The following is an 18,221-nucleotide window of genomic DNA, read 5'->3' on the forward strand; positions in this document are numbered from 1 at the left end:
CGGCGGTCACCAGCGCAGGAAGCGTGGTGCGACGAGCGTCGACAACGCCGTCACGGTCGCGATGCCGATGGGATACCAGGTGGCCAGGAAGGGCGCCGCGTCGTCGGGGCAATGCAGGCTGTAGCCGACGATGGCGAGCCCGGCCGAGGCGATGCCGGCCGCTGCGCCGGTCAAATGTCGGTCGACCGGCGCGCCGCGGCGGGCCACGGCGATCAGGATCAGGAGCGGCACCACCGCATAGAGCGGCACCGCGATCAGGCAGGCTCGCCAGTTGCGCCCGAAGATCAGGCCGCTCCAGCTCTCGGCCGGTGCTTGCGCCAGCGTGACAACAGCAAAGCCGGCGACGAGTAGGATCGGCAGCAGCGCCAGCCAAAGTGTTTTGCCGGGCTTCGCGCCGGGGCGCAGACTCCGCTGGAACACCGAGAGCGCGACCACCGCGAGGCTCGCGCCGAAGGCAGCCTTTGTCAGCACTGGCGTCGTCATCCAGGCGATGGCGAAATCGCGCCGCGAGCCGAGTGTGGCGAGGACGAGCAGCACCGTAAGGAAAAGCGCGCCGAGCCCCGCCAGCCAGGTCGTGCGGCCAAGCCAGGCGCTGTCTACCTGCCGGTGCCCCGCCGCCATCAGCGAGATCAGGTCGTGGGTCTGCATCGGAGGTTTTCGATCCATTTCATGCGGGAATTTCGTCCCGAGCCGGCGAAAGGTTACATCGGCGGATCCGATGCTCATGGCGGCCGCGGCCCGCGGCGTGACAGAAACTTCGCCATGGCCTGGAGGCCGCGATGGATCGCCACCTTGGCCGCCGTCTCCGTCATGCCCGCCGCGCTCGCTGCCTCCGCAACGCTTGAGCCCTGCAGCTTGACCCGATCGATCAAGCCGCGCGTGCGCTCCGGCAGAGCCCCCAGCGCCCGCTCGAGATCCAGCCGCGCTTCGGAGGCGGGGCTCTCGGGCGCGGCGGCGAGTTGATAGGCCTCGTCGTCGAGCGGCAAGGAGCCAGAATGGCGCCCGGAGCGGCGCAGATGATCGACGAGTTTGTAGCGCCCGATCGCATGCGCCCAGGCCGTGACCGGGCTCGACGGATCATAGGTGTGGCGGGAAAGGTGCAGCGCCAGCAGAGTCTCTTGCAGCACATCCTCAGCCTCGGTCGCCTCGGTGCGCCCGGCGCGCACCAGCATGCCGCGCAGATAGGCACGCAGCCGTCCGCTGATCGCTTCCAGGAAGGAGCGATAGGCGGCCGCATCGCCGGCAAGCGCAGCGATAAAGAGCGGGCGGAGCAGCGTTTCGAGTTCGTCGAGCGACAGCGGGAAGGCTTTCGGATTGCGGCGGGCCGGATCCAGTCTGCTCCGTCGCATGGCCTCGCAGCGCTCACAAGCCTGTGAGCGCTGGTGAAGCCGGCGCGGCAACCCGCTACGCTCTCGCCCGTGCGAGGCGGTCTATCCTTGCGGGAGCGTCGAACGATGACAGCCGGTATCCGTCTTCTCCTTCTGCTTCCGATCCTGATCACCTTCAAGGCAGGGCCGGTTCATGCCGGCGCTCCTCCCATCGGCGAGGCCTGCCCGGCCGAAACGGGCTGCGAGGTTGCGAGCGGCCGGTATCGCGTCGTGTTGCCGCCACAGCCGGCACCGGGGCAGCGCTACGGCGCGATCGTCTTCTTTCACGGCTATCAGCAATCGGCGGCGGAAATCGTCTCCGATGCGGAACTTACCGCCGTGGCACGCCGGCTCGGCGTCGCACTGATCGCACCCGACGGCATCGGCATGAGCTGGTCCTTTCCGGGGTCTCCTGCGCATAACCGCGACGAGTTCGTCTTCGTCGGCCAGGTTCTGGACGATGTGACCCATCGGTTCCCGGTCGATCCCGCCCGCATCATGGCGAGCGGCTTTTCGCAGGGCGGCTCGATGGTCTGGTCCCTCGCCTGCCGGATGCCCACCCGTTTCGCGGCCTTCGCTCCCGTGGCGGGCGCATTCTGGGAGCCGCTGCCCGAAAGCTGCGCCGGGCCACGGCCGCCGCTCATCCACGTTCATGGCACCACCGACACCACCGTACCGCTGGCCGGTCGCGCGCTGCGCAACGGCATCAGGCAAGGCGACGTCTTCCGGAGCTTGGCGATCCTGGCGCCAGGCGGTTGCACCGCGTCGTGGGCGCAGGCCGCGCATGGCGAACAGCCCGAAGCGCTGACGTGCCGGATCGCCGAGAACTGCGGCGGACCGGCACGTCTCGAGCTTTGCCTGCACGCGGGCGGACATATGTTCGATCCCGCCTGGGTCGAACGCGCATGGCATCTGGCGATGCCGGCCGATCCCTCCGGTCAGCCTCCGGCAGCCACTCACATCTCCGTGAAGCCGTAACCGAACTCGCTTCGGGAGCGAACTCCCGCGAAACGCCGCTCCTAGGCCCGCCGGACAGACGACATGCTGCAAGACCCGATCCCATCCGCCGGTACTCCGATGACAGGCCGTGCGAGCAAGACCACCGGCGCAGACCTTGTGGCCGAGCGTCTCGCTGCGGCCGGAGCCACGCATGCCTTCGGCATCCCCGGCGGCGAGGTGCTGGCGTTGCTCGATGCACTAGGGCGCGCCGGCATCCGCTTCCAGCTCGCCAAGCACGAGAACGCCGCGGGCTTCATGGCCGAAGGGCTGTGGCACGCCACCGGCGCGCTGCCGGTGCTGGTCGCGACGCTCGGCCCTGGCGTCGCCAATGCGGTCAACGTCGTCGCCAACGCCCAGCAGGATCGTGTTCCGCTGATCTTCATCACCGGCTGTGTCGATGAGGCCGTGGCGGAGAGCTACACCCATCAGGTCTTCGACCATCAGGCCGTGCTGCGACCCCTGGTGAAGGCGAGCTTCCGCGTCGCGCCCGGCACCGAGGCTCTCGTCGTGGAGAAGGCGGTAGCGGTGGCCCTGCAAGGCCGGCCCGGCCCGGTCCATATCGACCTCCCGATCGCCGTCGCCGAGGCGCAGGCCGACCACCGCCCGCTGGCCCCACAGCCCGTCGTGCAACCGGCTATGCCGGCCGATCTCTCGCAGGCGGCCGGGATGATCGCGGCGGCGCGCCGGCCGCTGGTCATCGCAGGCCTCGACCTCGTCAACCAGCATGGCGATGCGGCCCTCGCGCGTTTCCTGGCCCGGACCGGGGCGCCCCTGCTCACCACCTACAAGGCCAAGGGACTGGTACCGGAGAACGACCCTCGCGTGATCGGCGCCATCGGCCTGTCTCCCAAGGCCGACGCGATCGTCCGGTCGCTCATCGACGAGGCCGACCTGATCGTGCTCGCCGGGTACGATCCCATCGAAATGCGCCAGGGCTGGCGCCAACCCTGGCCGGCGGACAAGCCCGTCATCGACATCGTCGCCGACCCCGTCCGGCATGGCATGCACAGCGCGACGCTGCTGCTCGCGGGCGATGTCGGCGCGATCCTGACGCGCCTTTCGGATGCCCCGACGCCGACCCAGACAGGGTCCGGTGAAATCTGGCCCGATGGGCAGACCGCCGCCATCCGTGCCCGCTTCCAGGCGGCCTTTGCGGCGCCGGCCGAATGGGGGCCGCACGCCGTCTTCGCGGTTTTGCGCGAGGCCGCGCCCGCCGGCACGGTCGCGACGGCCGATTCCGGCGCGCATCGCATCCTGCTCAGCCAGATGTGGACCTGCGACGGCCCGCGCGGCCTGCTGCAATCAACGGGGCTGTGCACCATGGGCTGTGCCCTGCCGCTCGCCACCGGCGCGGCACTGGGTTCGGGAAAGCCGACTTTGTGCTTCGTCGGCGATGCCGGGCTTGAGATGGTGCTGGGCGAACTCGCGACGCTGCGCGATCTCGCTTTGCCCGTCGTGATCGTTACCCTCGTCGATGAAAGCCTCGGGCTGATCGCCTTGAAGCAGAAGCAGATGGCGCTGGCACGTGCCGGCGTCGATTTCGGCGCGACCGATTTTACCGCCGTGGCGCAGGCGATGGGCGGCCATGGCGTTGCGATCGAGGACCGCGCCGCATTGCGGCGCGAGGCCGAAGCCGCCTTTCGCAGGCAGGGCTTCAGCCTGCTCGCCTGCCGCATCGACGCGGCAAGCTATGAGGGGGCCTTCTGATGGCGGAGCCTTTCCCAGGCAAACCGGCGAAGCGGGCTCGCGACGAGAGGCTCGATCTCTTTCGCGGCCTGACCATGTTGATCATTTTCATCGCGCACGTGCCGTCCAACAGCTGGAACGCGTGGATTCCAGCGCGCTTCGGCTTTTCGTCCGGGGCGGAACTCTTCGTCTTCTGCTCGGGTGTCGCGAGCGCGCTCGCCTTTGGCTCCGTCTTCGTCCGGCGTGGCTTCCGGCTCGGCACCGCGCGCATCGCCTACCGGATCTGGCAGGTGTACTGGGCGCAGATCGGCCTCGTACTGGCGCTGATCGCGCTCGCGGCCCTGCTGGATCGCACATTCGGCCTTTCGGTCCTGACGGCCCAGTTCCCGGCCTTGCTCGCCGAGCCCGAACGCGCTCTGCTCGGCCTCGCCACCCTGACATGGCAGCCGGACTATCTCGACATCCTGCCGATGTATCTCGTCATCCTGGCGCTGGTGCCCGTCATGATGGCGTTACGGCGGCTCCATCCGGCTCTGCCGTTCCTTCTCGCCGGGCTGCTCTACACACTGGTCTGGAGCGAAGGTCTGAACCTGCCCGGCAATCCATGGAGCGGCGCCGGCTGGTTCCTCAATCCGTTCGCCTGGCAACTGATCTTCTTCACCGGCTTCTTCATCGCGATGAAATGGTTGCCTGTCCCGGCCTTCGGGGACCGACGGCTCATGCTGCTGGCCGGCGGCTTCGTCCTCGTCTCCGTGCCGCTGTCCTTCTGGGGCATCCTGGACCACTGGCCGGCCGCCCAGACGCTTCACGACCTGCTCCTTGCCGAACACGAGAAGAACGATCTGCACATCCTGCGCGTGCTGCACTTCCTGGCGCTCGCTTATCTCGTGCTCGGCCTGATCGAGCCCTGGCGGCAGCGGCTCGACCGCGGCGCCGGGCATTGCCTCATCCTGATCGGCCGCCAATCGCTCGCGACCTTCCTCGCCAGCGTCGTCCTGTCCCGTCTGGCGGGCGTCGTCGCCGAAGCGGCCGGGCATGACACGCGGGTCGTCGCGCTGCTGAACCTCACCGGTTTCGCGCTGATCCTGGCGACCGCGATCATTGTCGGCTGGTTCAAGAGCGCGCCATGGAGCGGCCCGGCGCCGCAGGCCTCGCCCCGGCCGCAGGAGGCGGAAAACGGTATTGCCACTGCCCTTCCCACACGGGTCCGTGAAGCGAGTTGATCGGCGCTTGATCGGCCTGTTTGCGAACTCTCCGATGAGCGCCCGTCACGGACGCCGCAATGGAGCAGCAGCCCATGTATCACGATCTCTCCGGCGACCGGATCAGCGTCGCGAACGACACCGCGAGATTAGCCTGGAACGACACGCTGGAGGCCGTGCTGGCCCATGCAACGACGACGCCGGTGCACCTTGCCCGTACGCTCGAGGCCGATCCCGACTTCGCACTGGCCCACGCGGCACAGGGACTGATGCTGCTCTCGCTGGCCCGCCGCGAACTGGTCGCTTCCGCTCGCGGCTGTCTGGCCAAGGCCCAGATCGCCGGCTTGCTGCGCCCCATCACCCGGCGCGAGCGCATGGTGATGGAAGCGCTGGCGCTCTGGCTCGATGACGCCCCGCGTCAGGCCGCCGAGCGGCTGGAGGCGATCCTGCTGGACCATCCCCTCGATGTCCTGGCCCTGAAACTGTCTCACGGCATTCGCTTCGTGCTGGGCGATCAGGTCCAGATGCTGGCGAGCCTGCGCCTGGCCGCTCCAGCCTTCGGAGAAACCCACCCGCTCGCCGGCTATGTGCAGGGCTGCTACGCTTTCGCGCTCGAGGAGCGTGGCTTCTACGCGGAGGCCGAACGCGCAGGACGCCGCGCGGTGGCGCTCAGCCCACGCGACGCCTGGGGGCGCCACGCGGTCGCCCATGTGCTGGAGATGACCGGCCGGGCGGACGAAGGCGTCGCCTGGCTCGGCGATGGCCGCAGCTTCGCCCATGCCAATAATCTGCGCTTCCACATCGTCTGGCACCTCGCTTTGTTCCGGATGGAGCGCGGCGAGAATGCGGAGGTGCTACGGCTCTATGACGAGGAGATCCGTGCCGAGCCGACCGACGACTATCGCGATATCGCCAACGGCGCGGCGCTGCTGGCGCGGCTCGACTATGCCGGCATCGATGTCGGAAGCCGCTGGGAGGCGCTGGCGGAAAAGGCGGAGGGGCGCGTCCACGATGGGCGCCTCGTCTTCGCCGATCTGCATTATGCGCTGTCTCTGCTCGGAGCCGGCCGTCAGGATGCGGCTGAAACCATCGCCCGCCAACTCGTCGACGACGCGCAATCCCATCGCAGCGGCGAGCGCCGCACCGCCGCGCGCAACGGTTCCTTCGCGGCCTTCGGGCTGATCGCCTTCCACGAGGGCGACTATGCCGAGGCGAGCCGCCTGCTGGGTGCCGCGCGAAACGGACTTGTCGCCATCGGTGGCAGCCATGCCCAGCGCGACCTGTTCGAGCAGGCCTATGTCGAGAGCCTGATCCGCTCCGGCGCGCATGAGCAGGCCGAGCGCATCCTCGCCGAACGCCTCACCTGTCGCGGCGGAACGAACCTCTTCGCCTCGCAGCGGCTGGCTCGCCTGCGTGGCCGCCCGGCCGGGCGGCTCGCGGCGCTGGCCGTCGCATCGACCCCGCTCGCCATCTCTCATTGAGCCAAGGTTAGATTGGAGCCAAGGGTACATTGGAGCCAAAGGTCGATCGACGGCCGCCCTCATCCCTCCATCGAAGAGGTGGCCGGTGCGGTCGCCCAGGCCGGAACGGGAAGGCCAAAACGCCCGGCGATCGCGGCGATCTGCGCCCTCCGCCACCAGATCAGAACGGTGGAGACCATCCAGACCGAGCAGGCTTCTTTGAACAGCACACCGCCATCATGGTAGGGATCGACGCCCAGCGGCGTCACCAGATGGAAAAAGATCGCCCCCGACATCAGCATCAGGGCGCCGATCGCGCCGAGCCCCTGCACGGCTGGCGTCAGGATAAAAAGCGAGGCCGCGATCTCGCAAAGCGCGACGCCGATGCGCATGACGGCCTCGTAGCCGTGGAACCCGAACCAGTCGGTCAGTGTCGTGAACAGGTCGCGGCTGCCCTGGTCGCCCAACAGCTTGTACTGTTCGTACCAGAGGAAGATGAAGGCGACATAGCCCGCGCCGATCCACCTGACGCCGACCTGGAGCGGAAGTGCACGGACACGCGTGAAGACAAGGGCGAGTAGAAGCAGGACAAGAGGCAGGAGGATACCCACCAGCCCCAGTTCTGCGACGGCCGGATTGCCTGTCGCGACGGCGGCGCCGATCATGAAAGCCCCAGGCAAAGCCTGTTCGTGAGAGCGCGTATCCATCGCAAAGATCCTTGCCGAAGCCCGTCGGATTCACAGCCGATGCCCGTGGTCTCGAGACACCAGTCGGAAGAAGCCCGTTTCGCACTAAAGCCTCGCTATCCGCCGCTACTCTCCCTCGATGTTTCCCACCGAAAGAACCGCGACTTCGACTTAAGCGAAAGCGAAGCGTCACCCGATTCCTATTCGCCGGGATGCGAAGAAAAGTTACGCAGGCGGGAAGCGCGTTCGGCCAAAACCTGAGCGGAAGCGCTGAAGACCCGCCGATAGCCGCGTGAGCAACGTCATCGGGCCGCGGGCGGGCGGCGATCTACCGGTAGAAACCCAGTCATCAGTAGCCCGCCGCCTAAATCTTCGCCAGTATTTGGAGAGTTTAAGCCCTTCAAAGACTTAGGTGACGAATGGCGCTCCCTAGGAGTACGCACCCTAATTCCGCTCCGTCCGATGGGGAGTGGTCGGTTGGCGCTGCATTTATAACTAACTGGAATAACCTGCGGTGAATTCTGACTTGGACAACTGACGCTGGCCGCATCCATCGTCCATCCAGCAAGACGATAAGGGAGGCTGCGGTGAAACGTTATGTCCTTGGGCTTCTGGGGGGCGCTATCCTGGCCACCGGCAGCATTTCCGCACCTTTTGCGCAGGAAACGGTACTACGGGTCAGTACGGGCGGCACGAACGTCTCGACGCTGGATGCTCACCGCGCAAGCGCGACCGACGATGTCGCCGTCGTCAGCTGGATCTATAACGCCCTCGTACGCTTCAAGCCGGGCAGCGCCGACCCCAAGGAGATCGAGCCCGATCTCGCGGAGCGCTGGGACGCCTCGCCCGACGGCAAGAGCTGGACGTTTCATCTGCGCAAGGATGTGAAGTTCCAGGGCGACTGGGGCACGCTGAGTGCCGACGACGTCGTTTATTCGCTCCAGCGCGCGGCCGACCCGAAACGCTCCACCTTCTCCTCGGATTTCTCGGCCATCGACAAAATCGAGAAGCTCGACGATCTGACCGTGCGCATCACGCTCAAATATCCGGACGTGAACTTCCTCGGCCGCGTCTCGAACTATCATGGCGGCAACATCGTCAGCCGCAAGGCCGCCGAAGAACTGGGTGATCGCTTTGCCAGTCGTCCGGTCGGGACCGGGCCCTTTGCCTTCGCCGAGCAGGTGACGCAGCAATATGTGAAGCTCACAGCCAACCCGACCTATTTTCGCGGCAAGCCGAAGATCGATACGATCATGGTCCGCGTCATTCCCTCCGACAGCGCACGTGAACTGGCATTCACCTCGGGCGAGCTCGACCTGATGTACGCCAAGCGCGAACAGCGCTGGGTCGATTCCGCGCGGCGCCGTGCCGGCTTCAATATCGACATTTTCAGGCCCGGCGAATACCGCATCCTTCATATCAACCAGAGCATTCCTCCGCTCGACGACATCCGCGTACGTCAGGCGATCGCGGCTGCTATCAATGTCGATGACCTCGTCCGTTACGTCGGCAAAGATGTCGGCCCCAGAGGCTGCTCGGTCGTGCCGCCGGCCTATCTCGGCGAGGATTGCTCGGTCCGCTACAGCTTCGATCTCGTAAAAGCCAAGGCGCTGCTGGCGGAAGCCGGCCACAAGGATGGCATCACCATCAAGGCGATCGTCTCGAACGTCTCGGCCCAGCAGCCGATCATGGAGATCATCCAAGCGCAGCTCGCCAAGGCCGGCATCAAGCTCGACATGCAGGTCGTCGATCATGCGACCTACCAAAGCCAGACGCGCAAGGATCTGAGCGGGCTTGTCTTCTACGGCGCGGCGCGCTTCCCGATCGCCGATACCTATCTTAGCGAGTTCTTCCATTCGCGCTCGATCGTCAATACGCCGACGGCCGCGACAAACTTCTCTCACTGCGCGGTGGCCGACAAGGAAATCGAGCAGGCACGAACCGCGCCCGATGCTGAAGCGCAGAAGGCGCTCTGGAAGGAGGCGCAACGCAAGATCATGGAGGATGTCTGCGCCGTCCCCCTGTTCGAGCTGCGTCAGGTTTGGGCGCATTCCGACCGGCTGAACTACGGCTATGAGCTCACCGGCTCGCTCAATCTGGCTCCGCCGATCACCGAGGCGACCACGTTGAAGGCACGATAGGCACGCCAGAAGACCGTTCCGTCGAAAGCCGGCAGCGTTCGTGCGCTGTCGGCTTTCTCATGGTGACAGGATGGTCCTGGACACCTCAGCCGCCGCCGCCCGCGCACCTTCCAGAAAAGCCTCCACCAGCCGGGCATTGCGGTTGTCGCGGATGTGACAGAGCTGGAAATCGACCTGGACCGCCGGTTCGAACCGCCGGATCACCAGCTTGTCCTGCAGCCCGACGACCGCCGAGGGGTGCACCAGGGAGACCCCGATGCCGGCTGCGACGAACTCGCACAAGGTCGGTGAGATGCTGACGATCATGGCGATGTCCGGCGCTATGCCGTGGGCCTCGAACACTTCACCGATGCGCTTGCTGGTGAAGCTCTCCGGGTCGAACGAGACGAAGGCCTGGCCCTCGAGGTCCTGCGGCGTAACCACGCTCTTGGCAGTTAGCGGGTGGCCGAGCGGCATGATGCAGACCAGCGGGTGGGCCATCAGCGGCTCGGCCACGATATAGGGGTTGTCGATCGGCGTGACGGTGAACCCGACATCGAGCTTGCGCGTCACCAGCCCGTCCGCAATCCATTGAGAGCTGCGCGACTGCAGGGCGCAGAGGACGCCGGGCTGCAGCGACAGGAAGCGCGTGGTCGCCAGCTGAATGAAGGAGCCCGACAGCGCCGGCATGACGCCGATCAGCAGGCGGCTCTGCTCGTCGCGCCTAATGGCCTCGACGGCGTTCTCGACCTGCCTGATGCCAACGAAGATCCGGTCGATCTCCTCGTAGAGGCGCATGCCGCGCCGGGTCAAGACGAGCCGGCCCTTGACCCGGTCGAACAACCTTAAGCCGGTATCCTCTTCGAGATGCGCAATCAGCTTGCTCATGGCCGGCTGCGAGATGTTCACCATCTCGGCGGCGCGACTGACCGTTCCGTACTCGATGACGGCCTTGAAAGCCTCGATCTGACGCAGGTTCAGCCTTCGCAACATCCATAACCCCGGCGAATAATATCGAGAGAAAAACGACTTTGACGAAATACAGCATCGCTCCCTAACGTCGAAGCCGGCAAGGGAATTTTGCATGCGACCGGACATTGTCGTCATCGGGGGAGGAACGGTTGGCGCAGCCGTCGCTTATGGCTTGGCCAGGCGGCATCAGCGGGTCCTGCTGCTCGACGGCGACGATGGCGATTTCCGTGCGGCGCGCGCCAATTTCGGCCTCGTCTGGCTGCAGGGCAAGGGCCTCGGTATGCCGGCCTATCAAGCCCTGACACGTGACAGCATCGGCCGATGGCGCGGCTTTCGCGATGCGCTGGAAGCCGACACGGCGATCACGCTCGGCTACCGTCACGATGGCGGGCTGGCCTTCTGCTTCGGCGAAGACGGGTTCGAGAAGCGTCGCCTCGACCTGATGCGACTGCATAATCAGACCGCCAGCGACGATCCTGACGCCGAGATGCTGGACCGGGGCTCGCTCGAGCGACTGATGCCGAAGGTCGCGTTCGGCCCGACCATCTCGGGCGCGAGCTATGGCCGGCACGATGGGCACTGCAATCCGCTGAAGCTGCTCGCGGCGTTGCATGGCGGAGTTCTGCGCCATGGCGGGGCCATCCGCCACGGCGCAAAGGTCGATCGGATTGAGCCGGTCGGAGGCGATTTTCGCCTTTTGATTGGGGACGAGACGCTGACCGCGCCTCGGATCGTCATCGCCGCGGGGCTGGGCTCACCGGCGCTGGCTCGCGATGTCGGGCTCGAGGTTCCGGTTGTCCCGGAGCGTGGGCAAGTGCTGGTAACCGAGCGCTTCGCGCCCTTCCTGCCACTGCCGGCGAGCGGCCTGCGGCAGACGGAGGAGGGCACTGTGATGATCGGGGCGACGAAGGATCATAGCGGCTACGACGCCTCGACCACGACCGAAGCCGCCGCAGGCCTGAGCCGCAAGACCGTCGACATCGTCCCGGCGCTGGCGGGTGCCCGCTTGGTGCGGCAATGGGCGGGCCTGAGGATCATGACGCCAGACGGTTATCCAATCTACGCGCAGTCGCAGAGCCATCCCGGCGCCTTTGTCGCGCTTTGCCATTCTGGCGTGACGCTGGCCGCCTTCCATGCCGAGGCCTTGGCAGAGGCCGTTGCGGCGGGCGGCCTGCCCGACAGCTTTTCGCCCTTTCACCAGAGACGCTTCGATGTTCCGCAAGCTGCATGACCCCGGCCCGGCTGGGCTCACCATCACGATCGACGGCAAGGCCGTGACCGCCGAGGCCGGCGAGAGTGTCGCCGCCGTGCTGCTGCGCCAACCGAAGTGTTGGAGCCGGACGACGCCGGTCTCGCAAAGCCCGCGCGCGCCCTATTGCATGATGGGCGTCTGCTTCGAATGCCTGATCGAAATCGAGGGGCTGGGTTCCGTCCAGGGCTGCCTGACCCCGGTCGAAGCCGGGATGGTGGTGATGCGCCAGCAAGGGCGTCGCAGCCTTCTCGTCGAGATGGGAGCGGCCGATGAGTGAGGCTCGCACCGATCTGCTGATCGTCGGCGCTGGGCCCGCAGGCATGGCCGCCGCCATCGAGGCGCGAAACCACGGATTGTCGGTGCGTGTCGTCGACGACCAGGCGGCTCCCGGCGGACAGATCTGGCGCGGCATCGAGACCGTCGCCGCCTCGCCGCGCCTCTCTCGGCTCGGCGGAGCCTACAGCGCAGGGGTGGACCGAGCCGCCGCCTTCCGCGCCTGCGGTGCGATCTATGAGCCGCAGGCGCAGCTCTGGCAGATCGAGCCCGGCTTCAAGGCTTTTCTGACTCAGGGCGGCAAGGCGCGCAGCGTGCTCGCCGACGCCGTCATCCTCGCAACCGGTGCGCAGGAGCGGCCGGTGCCGTTCCCCGGCTGGACCCTGCCCGGCGTGCTGACCGTCGGCGCGGCGCAGATCCTGCTCAAGACAGCCGACTCTATTCCGCAAAAGCCGGTCTGGATCGCCGGCTGCGGGCCGCTGCCGCTGCTTTACATGACGCAATTATTGGCGGCGGGCGGGCAGATCGCCGGCGTCCTCGACACGACGCCCAAAGGCCGCGCCATCAAGGCGCTCCGCCATCTGCCGGCCGGATGGAGCCGGTTCGACGATCTGCTGAAAGGGCTCTCCTGGTCGTTCGCCCTCAAACGGGCCAGAGTGCCGATCATCCGCCATGTCGTCGATCTTCGCGCCGACGGGGACAGCACACTCCAGCGGCTGCATTACCGCACGGCCGATGGCGGCAAGGGTGAGGTCGCAGCCGAGGTGCTGCTGGTGCATGAGGGCGTGATCCCCGGCATCCATGCGCCGCTGGCCCTCGGCTGTGCCGTGCGGTGGGACGAGGCACAGCAATGCCAGGTTCCGGTGCTCGACGGCTGGGGCGAGACCTCGCGGCCGGGCGTCTTCGTGGCCGGCGACGGGGCCGGCATCGGAGGCGCCGAGGCGGCCGAGCCGCGCGGGCGCCTCGCGGCCCTGCGCATCGCGTCAATGCTCGGCAAACTGCCCGCAGAGCAGGCGGAGGCCGCAGCTTTGCGCGAGAGGCGCAGCCTCGCCCACGCACTCGCCCTGCGTCCTTTCCTCGATGCCTTGTACGCCCCGCGCCCTCAGCTCTTCGCACCATCAGACGAAACGCTCGTCTGTCGTTGCGAGGAGGTCACGGCCGGCGAATTGCGGGCCCGCGCCGTGCAGGGAAAGCCGGGGCCGAACCAGATCAAGGCTTTCACGCGCGTTGGCATGGGCCCCTGCCAGGGCCGCCAATGCGGCGCCACCATCGCCCATATCCTGGCGACGGCACAAAACCGCCCGGTCGAGGAGGTCGGCTTCTTCCGCATCCGCCCGCCGCTGAAGCCGGTGACGCTGGGCGAACTCGCCAGCCTCGAGGAAGGGAAGCCTGCGGCATGAGGGTCGAAGGCTTCGACGTCGCAATTGTCGGCGGCGGCCTGCACGGCCTGTCGGCGGCCCTGCATCTGGCGCGCCGCGCCCGGCGGGTCGTGGTGATCGAGCGGCGCTGGACAGGCCGGCACGCGTCGGGGGCGACGGCGGCCGGCGTCCGCACGCTTGGCCGCGATGAGGCCGAGATCCCGATTTCGCTCGAGGCAATGGAGATGTGGCACCACATCGACTCCATCGTCGGCGACGGCTGCGGCTTTCATGCCCATGGCCAGATGCGCATCGCCGAACGGGCCGAGCACATGCCCGACCTGTTGCAGCGCGAGGCGCGCATGCGGGCGCTGGGTTATGGGCATGAGGAGATCATCGGCGCCAACGAGCTGCGGCGCCTCGTGCCGGCGCTGAGCCCGCATTGCGTCGGCGCCCTCATCGCCCGCACCGACGGCGCCGCCGACCCGCATCGCACCCTTCTCGCTTTCCGCCGCGCCTGCGAGGCTGCCGGCGTCGTGATCGTGGAAGGATGCGGCGTCGCGGCTGTCGAGCGCAAAGGTGCCGACTGGCTTTTGTCCTGCGGCGAGCGCGCGTTCCTTGCACCCGTGGTCGTGAATGCGGCCGGAGCCTGGGCCGCGAAGCTCGCCGCGCAGTTCGGAGACGAGATCGCGCTCGGCGTGCGCGCCTCGATGATGATCGTGACCGAGCGGCTCGCGCCCCTGCTGGCGCCGGTCGTTAGCGTCGTCGGGCGGGCGCTGTCCTTCAAGCAGTCGGATCAGGGCACGCTCGTGATCGGCGGCGGCCTTCAGGGCGCGGCTGATCTCGAAAGCGAGAGCAGCACGGTGAACTACACCGAACTCGCCAAGGGCGCGCGGGCCGCCAGCGACCTGTTTCCTGCCGTCCAAAGCGCCCGCATCGCCCGCTGCTGGACCGGCATCGAGGCGCAGACGCGCGACCATATCCCGGTGATCGGCGCCTCTCCGAACGCGTCGGGCCTGTTCCACGCCTTCGGCTTTTCCGGCCATGGCTTCCAGCTCGTGCCCGTTGTGGGGGCGATCCTGGCCGATCTGGTAGTCGACGGCACAACCACGCGCGAGATCGCGGCCTTCGCGCCGCAGCGCCTGATGCGAGAGAGGGCAGCGGCATGACGAGCTATGTGCTCAGGCGCATCCTGCTGGCGATCCCGACGCTGCTGGTCATGCTGACGGCGATCTTCGTGCTGGTCCGCCTGGTGCCCGGTGACCCAGCCTCGGTCATCCTTGGCGATCAGGCCAGCGCCGAGGCGCTTGCGGCGCTGCGAACGAAGCTCGGGCTCGACCAGCCGGTCTATGTCCAATACCTCGCCTTCATCGGCAAGGTGCTGACCGGCGATCTCGGCCAATCTCTGAGCACCGGCCACAGCGTCGTGCAGGAGGTCCTGCTCGTCCTGCCCTCGACGATCGAACTCACCGTCGCCGCCGTCGCGATCGGCCTCGTCTTTGGGTTGCCGTTGGGCGTGGCGGCGGCGCTGTCGCGCAATGGCTGGCTCGACTACGTCTCGCGCGTCGTCTCGCTGATCGGCCTGTCGTTTCCGGCTTTCGTGTCAGGCATCCTGATGCTGATCGTCTTCGCGATCCAGCTCGGCTGGTTCCCGGTGCTCGGCGGGGTGAGCGGCTCCGGCGGCGTCATCGGTCGGCTTCACGCGCTGGCGCTGCCGGCTTTGAACCTCGGCATCATCATGACCGCCTATGTGATGCGCGTCACCCGCGCGGCGATGCTCGGGGTGCTGACGGAGGATTACATCCGCACGGCCCGCGCCAAGGGCGTCGGTTCCGCGCAGCTCGTCTCCACGCATGCCCTGCGCAACAGCCTGATCCCGATCATCACAGTGGTCGGACTCTATTTCGGCACGCTGATCGGCAACTCCGTCCTGACCGAGATCATCTTCAACCGGCCGGGCCTGGGCAAGCTCATCATCGGCGCGCTGAATGCCCGTGACTACACCCTGCTGCAGGGGCTGATGATCATCTTCGCCATCTGCGTCATCGTGGTGAACACGCTGACCGACCTGGCCTACGGCATCGTCGATCCGAGGGTGAAATACTCATGAGCGACGCGGCCACGACCACCCTCGAAATCCGCCCCGGCGGCCTTTGGCTCGCCTTCACGCAGAACAGGCTCGCCTGGCTCGGCCTCGTCCTGCTCGTCACCATCATCCTCGTCGCGATCCTTGCGCCCTGGCTCGCTCCCTACGATCCGCTGGAGCAGAACATCGTGGCACGGCTCGAACCGCCTTCGGCCGAGTTTTGGCTCGGCACGGATTCCTTCGGGCGCGACGTGCTTTCGCGGCTGATCTACGGTGCGCGGATCTCGCTCTTCGTCGGCTTCGTCGCCATCCTGATCGCGATGCTGATCGGCACCACGATCGGCGTGATCTCCGGTTATGTCGGCGGGCTGTTCGACCAGTTCGTCATGGGCGTGCTCGACGTGCTGCTCGCCTTCCCGACGCTGCTGCTCGGCCTGATGATTGCGGCGATGCTGGGCGCCAGCCTCGAAAACCTGATCATCGCGATCGCGGTGACCGAGATCGCGCCCTTCGCCCGTGTCGCCCGCGCGCCGACGATCACGCTGCGCCAGCGCGATTTCGTCGAGGCGGGGCGCTCCTATGGCTGCGGACCCTTCCGGATCATGACGCGGCATATCCTGCCCAACATGCTCTCGGACGTCGTGGTGATGAGCTCGCTCTGGCTGGCTTCCGCAATCCGGACTGAGGCCTCGCTCAGCTTCATCGGTCTCGGCGTGCCGCCCCCGGCAGCGACCTGGGGCAGCATGATCCGCGAGGGCTTCGAGAACATCCTCGACGCCTGGTGGCTCGCGGTCTTCCCGAGTCTGGCGATCCTCGTGACGGTACTGGCGCTCAACCTGCTAGGCGATGCGTTGCGCGACGCGTCGGATCCGAAATCGCGCCCGCGATAGGTCGCGCCGACATTCAGCACCGCAGTCGGCAGGATCGGTCGAACTGACGCCAATACATATTGGCCCATTGTCGCGGACACGGGTGCTCAATGCACAGGTCGCAACAGCCCCGCGCTTAGCGCCGATACGGGACATCGAACCTCCGCCTGAAAGCAGACGCTCAGGAGTGCGAGCAGCGGCGGTCGAATTCACTCTCCGCCAAAGAGCCCGAGCGAGATGACCAGACAAACCACGCTTACGGATGCAATCGGGCGCCCTTGATTGCCTTGTCGACATCTTTCTTCGGGCCAAACAGGGCCAAGCCGACCAGATCCGGCGCATCGGCCGGTTCGAGCTTGAAGACAGCCCGATTGGCCGCGTCATGGCCGGTCTCGAACATCGGCCGGACATAGGCGCTGCGGATCAGGCTTCGCTCGATGGCCTGCTTCCAGGCGCGCTGAAGAAGCTCGGTCGTCGCGGCGAAAACCAGCATCGGCTGGCCGAGCAATCGGGCGTGCTGCCGTCCAGCCGCGTCCTCATACGGAGACCCCATCGCGTCCGGCACGGAGCCTGCGATGCCGGTTGCCAGAAAGGCCGCGACGTTCAGCTTCTGCCAGACCGCGAGATCTTCCTGAACGAGAATGGCTACCTTGGTGTCGAACATCGTGTTGCTCCCGCATCAAACACGGAAGTGCTAGCGAGCGGAGCGGCCGATGTCTGGAACGTTCGTGCGGCCGCCGCGATAGACGCCGGGCGTCAGCCCATAGGCCCGGCGAAACCAGCGCCCGAAATGGCTCTGATCAGCAAATCCGGCGGCTAAGGCACTTTCGGCTGGCGTGACCTGCTCGCGCAGCATCGCCCGGCCTTGGGCAAGGCGGATTTGAACCAACGCAGAATGAGGAGAAAGCCCATACCGCCGACGGAAGACGCGGGCGAGCTGAAAGCGATCGCTTGCACCGGCAACCCGAGCCAGCATCTCCAGGCCGAACGGCTCCGAATAATAAGTCCGGAGATAGTCCATGGCCCGCTCCGCGACGGCATCGCTCCTGTCATCGGGCGCCGTCGGCGGCCGGCAACCGAGATGGCTGCGCAGTCGTGTCGCCAAGGCGTCGAGCGATTGATCCAGAGCCAGCTGCTTTCCGCCAGACAGCATCTGGTTGCAGACGGTCAGGATCAGCTGCCCGAGATGCGGGTCGTCGGTCAGCGTATCGCGGAATCCGGGGCAAGCGGCGTCATGCATCTGGTTACCGAGCCATGCTTGGGGGAGATAGAGCATGCTGTAGCGAAAACCTTCGGGCTCCAGGGCACGCCCGTCATGCCGTTCTCCCGGCTCCATCAGGATGACCCACCCGGCCGTGCTCTGGCGTCGCTGGCCTCGGCAGAAGAAGTCCTGGACACCGGCATGAGTCACACCGACGAGCCATTCGTCATGGTGATGCATGTCGTAGGCATGGCCATGGAAGCAGGCTTCCACGGCATCGATCCCCGACAGGGCATCGCGTCTGAGCTTCAACACATCGCGTGCGTCGACCATCGGGCTCTTTTTGCGTTCTTCACTCGGCTTGAGACCAGAAACCATGCGGGAACCATCCTTAGAGCTGGTCCCGCCCGAGCGATTCTGGTTCGCGAAACGCTGTCTGAGCCACCATCCCGGCGTCCATAGATACACCCCTCGCCGAGACGGCGGCCCGAAACAAGAGCGGGAGAGTGCCACTCGCTGGCGTTCGAGATATGCCAAAGCGGACATTGCGAGGGAAGCTCCGCAAAGGGCACGTTCGGCTCCAGAGTAGCCGCATCGCAGCTCTGATATGAGGCAGTCCAGTCATTCGTGGCGAATTGGCCGTTGTGCGGCGCAACCAGCTGGCTATAACCGTCATCATAAACCTTGGAC

The 18,221-nt window shown here is 66.5% G+C and carries 17 protein-coding genes, 1 pseudogene and 1 other annotated feature (1 of these 19 only partly in view); of the genes and pseudogenes, 11 read left to right on the top strand and 7 right to left on the bottom strand.

The window, feature by feature from the left end; translation table 11 throughout:
• Positions 1-6: 6 nt before the first annotated feature.
• The 3 genes and pseudogenes from AC1DR6_RS18315 to AC1DR6_RS18325 form a co-directional block, all read right to left on the bottom strand.
• Entirely contained in the window at positions 7-648 is a 642-nt protein-coding gene (locus AC1DR6_RS18315) for an NrsF family protein (protein WP_476830697.1), read from the bottom strand.
• Positions 649-722: 74 nt separating this feature from the next.
• Positions 723-1,274 carry a sigma-70 family RNA polymerase sigma factor gene (locus AC1DR6_RS18320; protein ID WP_476830802.1) on the bottom strand — a complete coding sequence of 184 codons (552 nt, stop codon included), beginning with the start codon at positions 1,272-1,274 and terminating at the stop codon, positions 723-725.
• A pseudogene (locus tag AC1DR6_RS18325) lies at positions 1,204-1,359 on the bottom strand (hypothetical protein); the annotation flags it as partial. The pseudogene AC1DR6_RS18325 and the gene AC1DR6_RS18320, both read right to left, overlap by 71 nt.
• A 95-nt stretch (positions 1,360-1,454) precedes the next feature.
• Here AC1DR6_RS18325 and AC1DR6_RS18330 point away from each other — a divergent pair.
• The 4 genes from AC1DR6_RS18330 (at position 1,455) to AC1DR6_RS18345 (ending at position 6,735) form a co-directional block, all read left to right on the top strand.
• Entirely contained in the window at positions 1,455-2,345 is an 891-nt protein-coding gene (locus AC1DR6_RS18330) for a CE1 family esterase (RefSeq protein WP_476830698.1), read from the top strand.
• Between the two features lie 63 nt (positions 2,346-2,408).
• Complete coding sequence (locus AC1DR6_RS18335) at positions 2,409-4,073, top strand: thiamine pyrophosphate-binding protein (RefSeq protein ID WP_476830699.1); 1,665 nt, start codon at positions 2,409-2,411, stop codon at positions 4,071-4,073.
• A complete protein-coding gene (locus AC1DR6_RS18340) occupies positions 4,073-5,275 on the top strand; it encodes an OpgC family protein (protein WP_476830700.1) in 1,203 nt (400 codons plus the stop codon). Before AC1DR6_RS18335 ends, AC1DR6_RS18340 begins: the two co-directional genes overlap by 1 nt.
• Before the next feature lie 59 nt (positions 5,276-5,334).
• Positions 5,335-6,735, top strand: a complete 1,401-nt coding sequence (locus AC1DR6_RS18345) for a tetratricopeptide repeat protein (protein WP_476830701.1) — start codon at positions 5,335-5,337, stop codon at positions 6,733-6,735.
• Positions 6,736-6,794: 59 nt separating this feature from the next.
• Here AC1DR6_RS18345 and AC1DR6_RS18350 read toward each other — a convergent pair whose 3' ends face one another.
• A complete protein-coding gene (locus AC1DR6_RS18350; protein ID WP_476830702.1) occupies positions 6,795-7,421 on the bottom strand; it encodes a hypothetical protein in 627 nt (208 codons plus the stop codon).
• Between the two features lie 566 nt (positions 7,422-7,987).
• Here AC1DR6_RS18350 and AC1DR6_RS18355 point away from each other — a divergent pair.
• Positions 7,988-9,541: an ABC transporter substrate-binding protein gene (locus AC1DR6_RS18355; RefSeq protein WP_476830703.1), complete on the top strand. Its 1,554-nt coding sequence runs from the start codon at positions 7,988-7,990 to the stop codon at positions 9,539-9,541.
• Positions 9,542-9,598: 57 nt separating this feature from the next.
• Here the strand turns inward: AC1DR6_RS18355 and AC1DR6_RS18360 are convergent, their stop codons facing one another.
• Positions 9,599-10,513: a LysR substrate-binding domain-containing protein gene (locus tag AC1DR6_RS18360; protein WP_476830704.1), complete on the bottom strand. Its 915-nt coding sequence runs from the start codon at positions 10,511-10,513 to the stop codon at positions 9,599-9,601.
• A gap of 91 nt (positions 10,514-10,604) precedes the next feature.
• Between AC1DR6_RS18360 and AC1DR6_RS18365 the strand changes: the two genes are divergently transcribed.
• Genes AC1DR6_RS18365 through AC1DR6_RS18390 form a run of 6 tightly spaced genes read left to right on the top strand, consistent with a single transcriptional unit; the run spans position 10,605 to position 16,351 of the window.
• On the top strand, positions 10,605-11,723 hold the full coding sequence (locus AC1DR6_RS18365) for an NAD(P)/FAD-dependent oxidoreductase (protein ID WP_476830705.1): 1,119 nt from the start codon (positions 10,605-10,607) through the stop codon (positions 11,721-11,723).
• The gene (locus tag AC1DR6_RS18370) at positions 11,704-12,021 is read left to right on the top strand and encodes a (2Fe-2S)-binding protein (protein ID WP_476830706.1); all 318 of its coding nucleotides are present in this window, start codon (positions 11,704-11,706) and stop codon (positions 12,019-12,021) included. The genes AC1DR6_RS18365 and AC1DR6_RS18370 overlap by 20 nt, the downstream gene beginning before the upstream one ends.
• On the top strand, positions 12,014-13,417 hold the full coding sequence (locus AC1DR6_RS18375) for an FAD/NAD(P)-dependent oxidoreductase (RefSeq protein ID WP_476830707.1): 1,404 nt from the start codon (positions 12,014-12,016) through the stop codon (positions 13,415-13,417). The genes AC1DR6_RS18370 and AC1DR6_RS18375 overlap by 8 nt, the downstream gene beginning before the upstream one ends.
• The gene (locus tag AC1DR6_RS18380) at positions 13,414-14,544 is read left to right on the top strand and encodes an NAD(P)/FAD-dependent oxidoreductase (RefSeq protein WP_476830708.1); all 1,131 of its coding nucleotides are present in this window, start codon (positions 13,414-13,416) and stop codon (positions 14,542-14,544) included. The genes AC1DR6_RS18375 and AC1DR6_RS18380 overlap by 4 nt, the downstream gene beginning before the upstream one ends.
• Positions 14,541-15,485, top strand: coding sequence for an ABC transporter permease (locus AC1DR6_RS18385; RefSeq protein ID WP_476830709.1), 945 nt, complete (start codon positions 14,541-14,543; stop codon positions 15,483-15,485). The genes AC1DR6_RS18380 and AC1DR6_RS18385 overlap by 4 nt, the downstream gene beginning before the upstream one ends.
• The gene (locus AC1DR6_RS18390) at positions 15,482-16,351 is read left to right on the top strand and encodes an ABC transporter permease (protein ID WP_476830710.1); all 870 of its coding nucleotides are present in this window, start codon (positions 15,482-15,484) and stop codon (positions 16,349-16,351) included. The genes AC1DR6_RS18385 and AC1DR6_RS18390 overlap by 4 nt, the downstream gene beginning before the upstream one ends.
• Before the next feature lie 235 nt (positions 16,352-16,586).
• Here AC1DR6_RS18390 and AC1DR6_RS18395 read toward each other — a convergent pair whose 3' ends face one another.
• Both AC1DR6_RS18395 and AC1DR6_RS18400 read right to left on the bottom strand, forming a co-directional pair.
• A complete protein-coding gene (locus AC1DR6_RS18395) occupies positions 16,587-16,994 on the bottom strand; it encodes a DUF2000 family protein (RefSeq protein ID WP_476830711.1) in 408 nt (135 codons plus the stop codon).
• A gap of 30 nt (positions 16,995-17,024) precedes the next feature.
• The gene (locus tag AC1DR6_RS18400) at positions 17,025-17,864 is read right to left on the bottom strand and encodes an AraC family ligand binding domain-containing protein (protein ID WP_476830712.1); all 840 of its coding nucleotides are present in this window, start codon (positions 17,862-17,864) and stop codon (positions 17,025-17,027) included.
• Between the two features lie 350 nt (positions 17,865-18,214).
• Positions 18,215-18,221 (top strand) — a sequence feature (sul1 is cis-regulatory element that is thought to sense ions involved in sulfur or methionine metabolism; They are found in Alphaproteobacteria); it runs 49 nt beyond the window's last position.

Source organism: Allobosea sp. P5_A5, assembly GCF_056400625.1.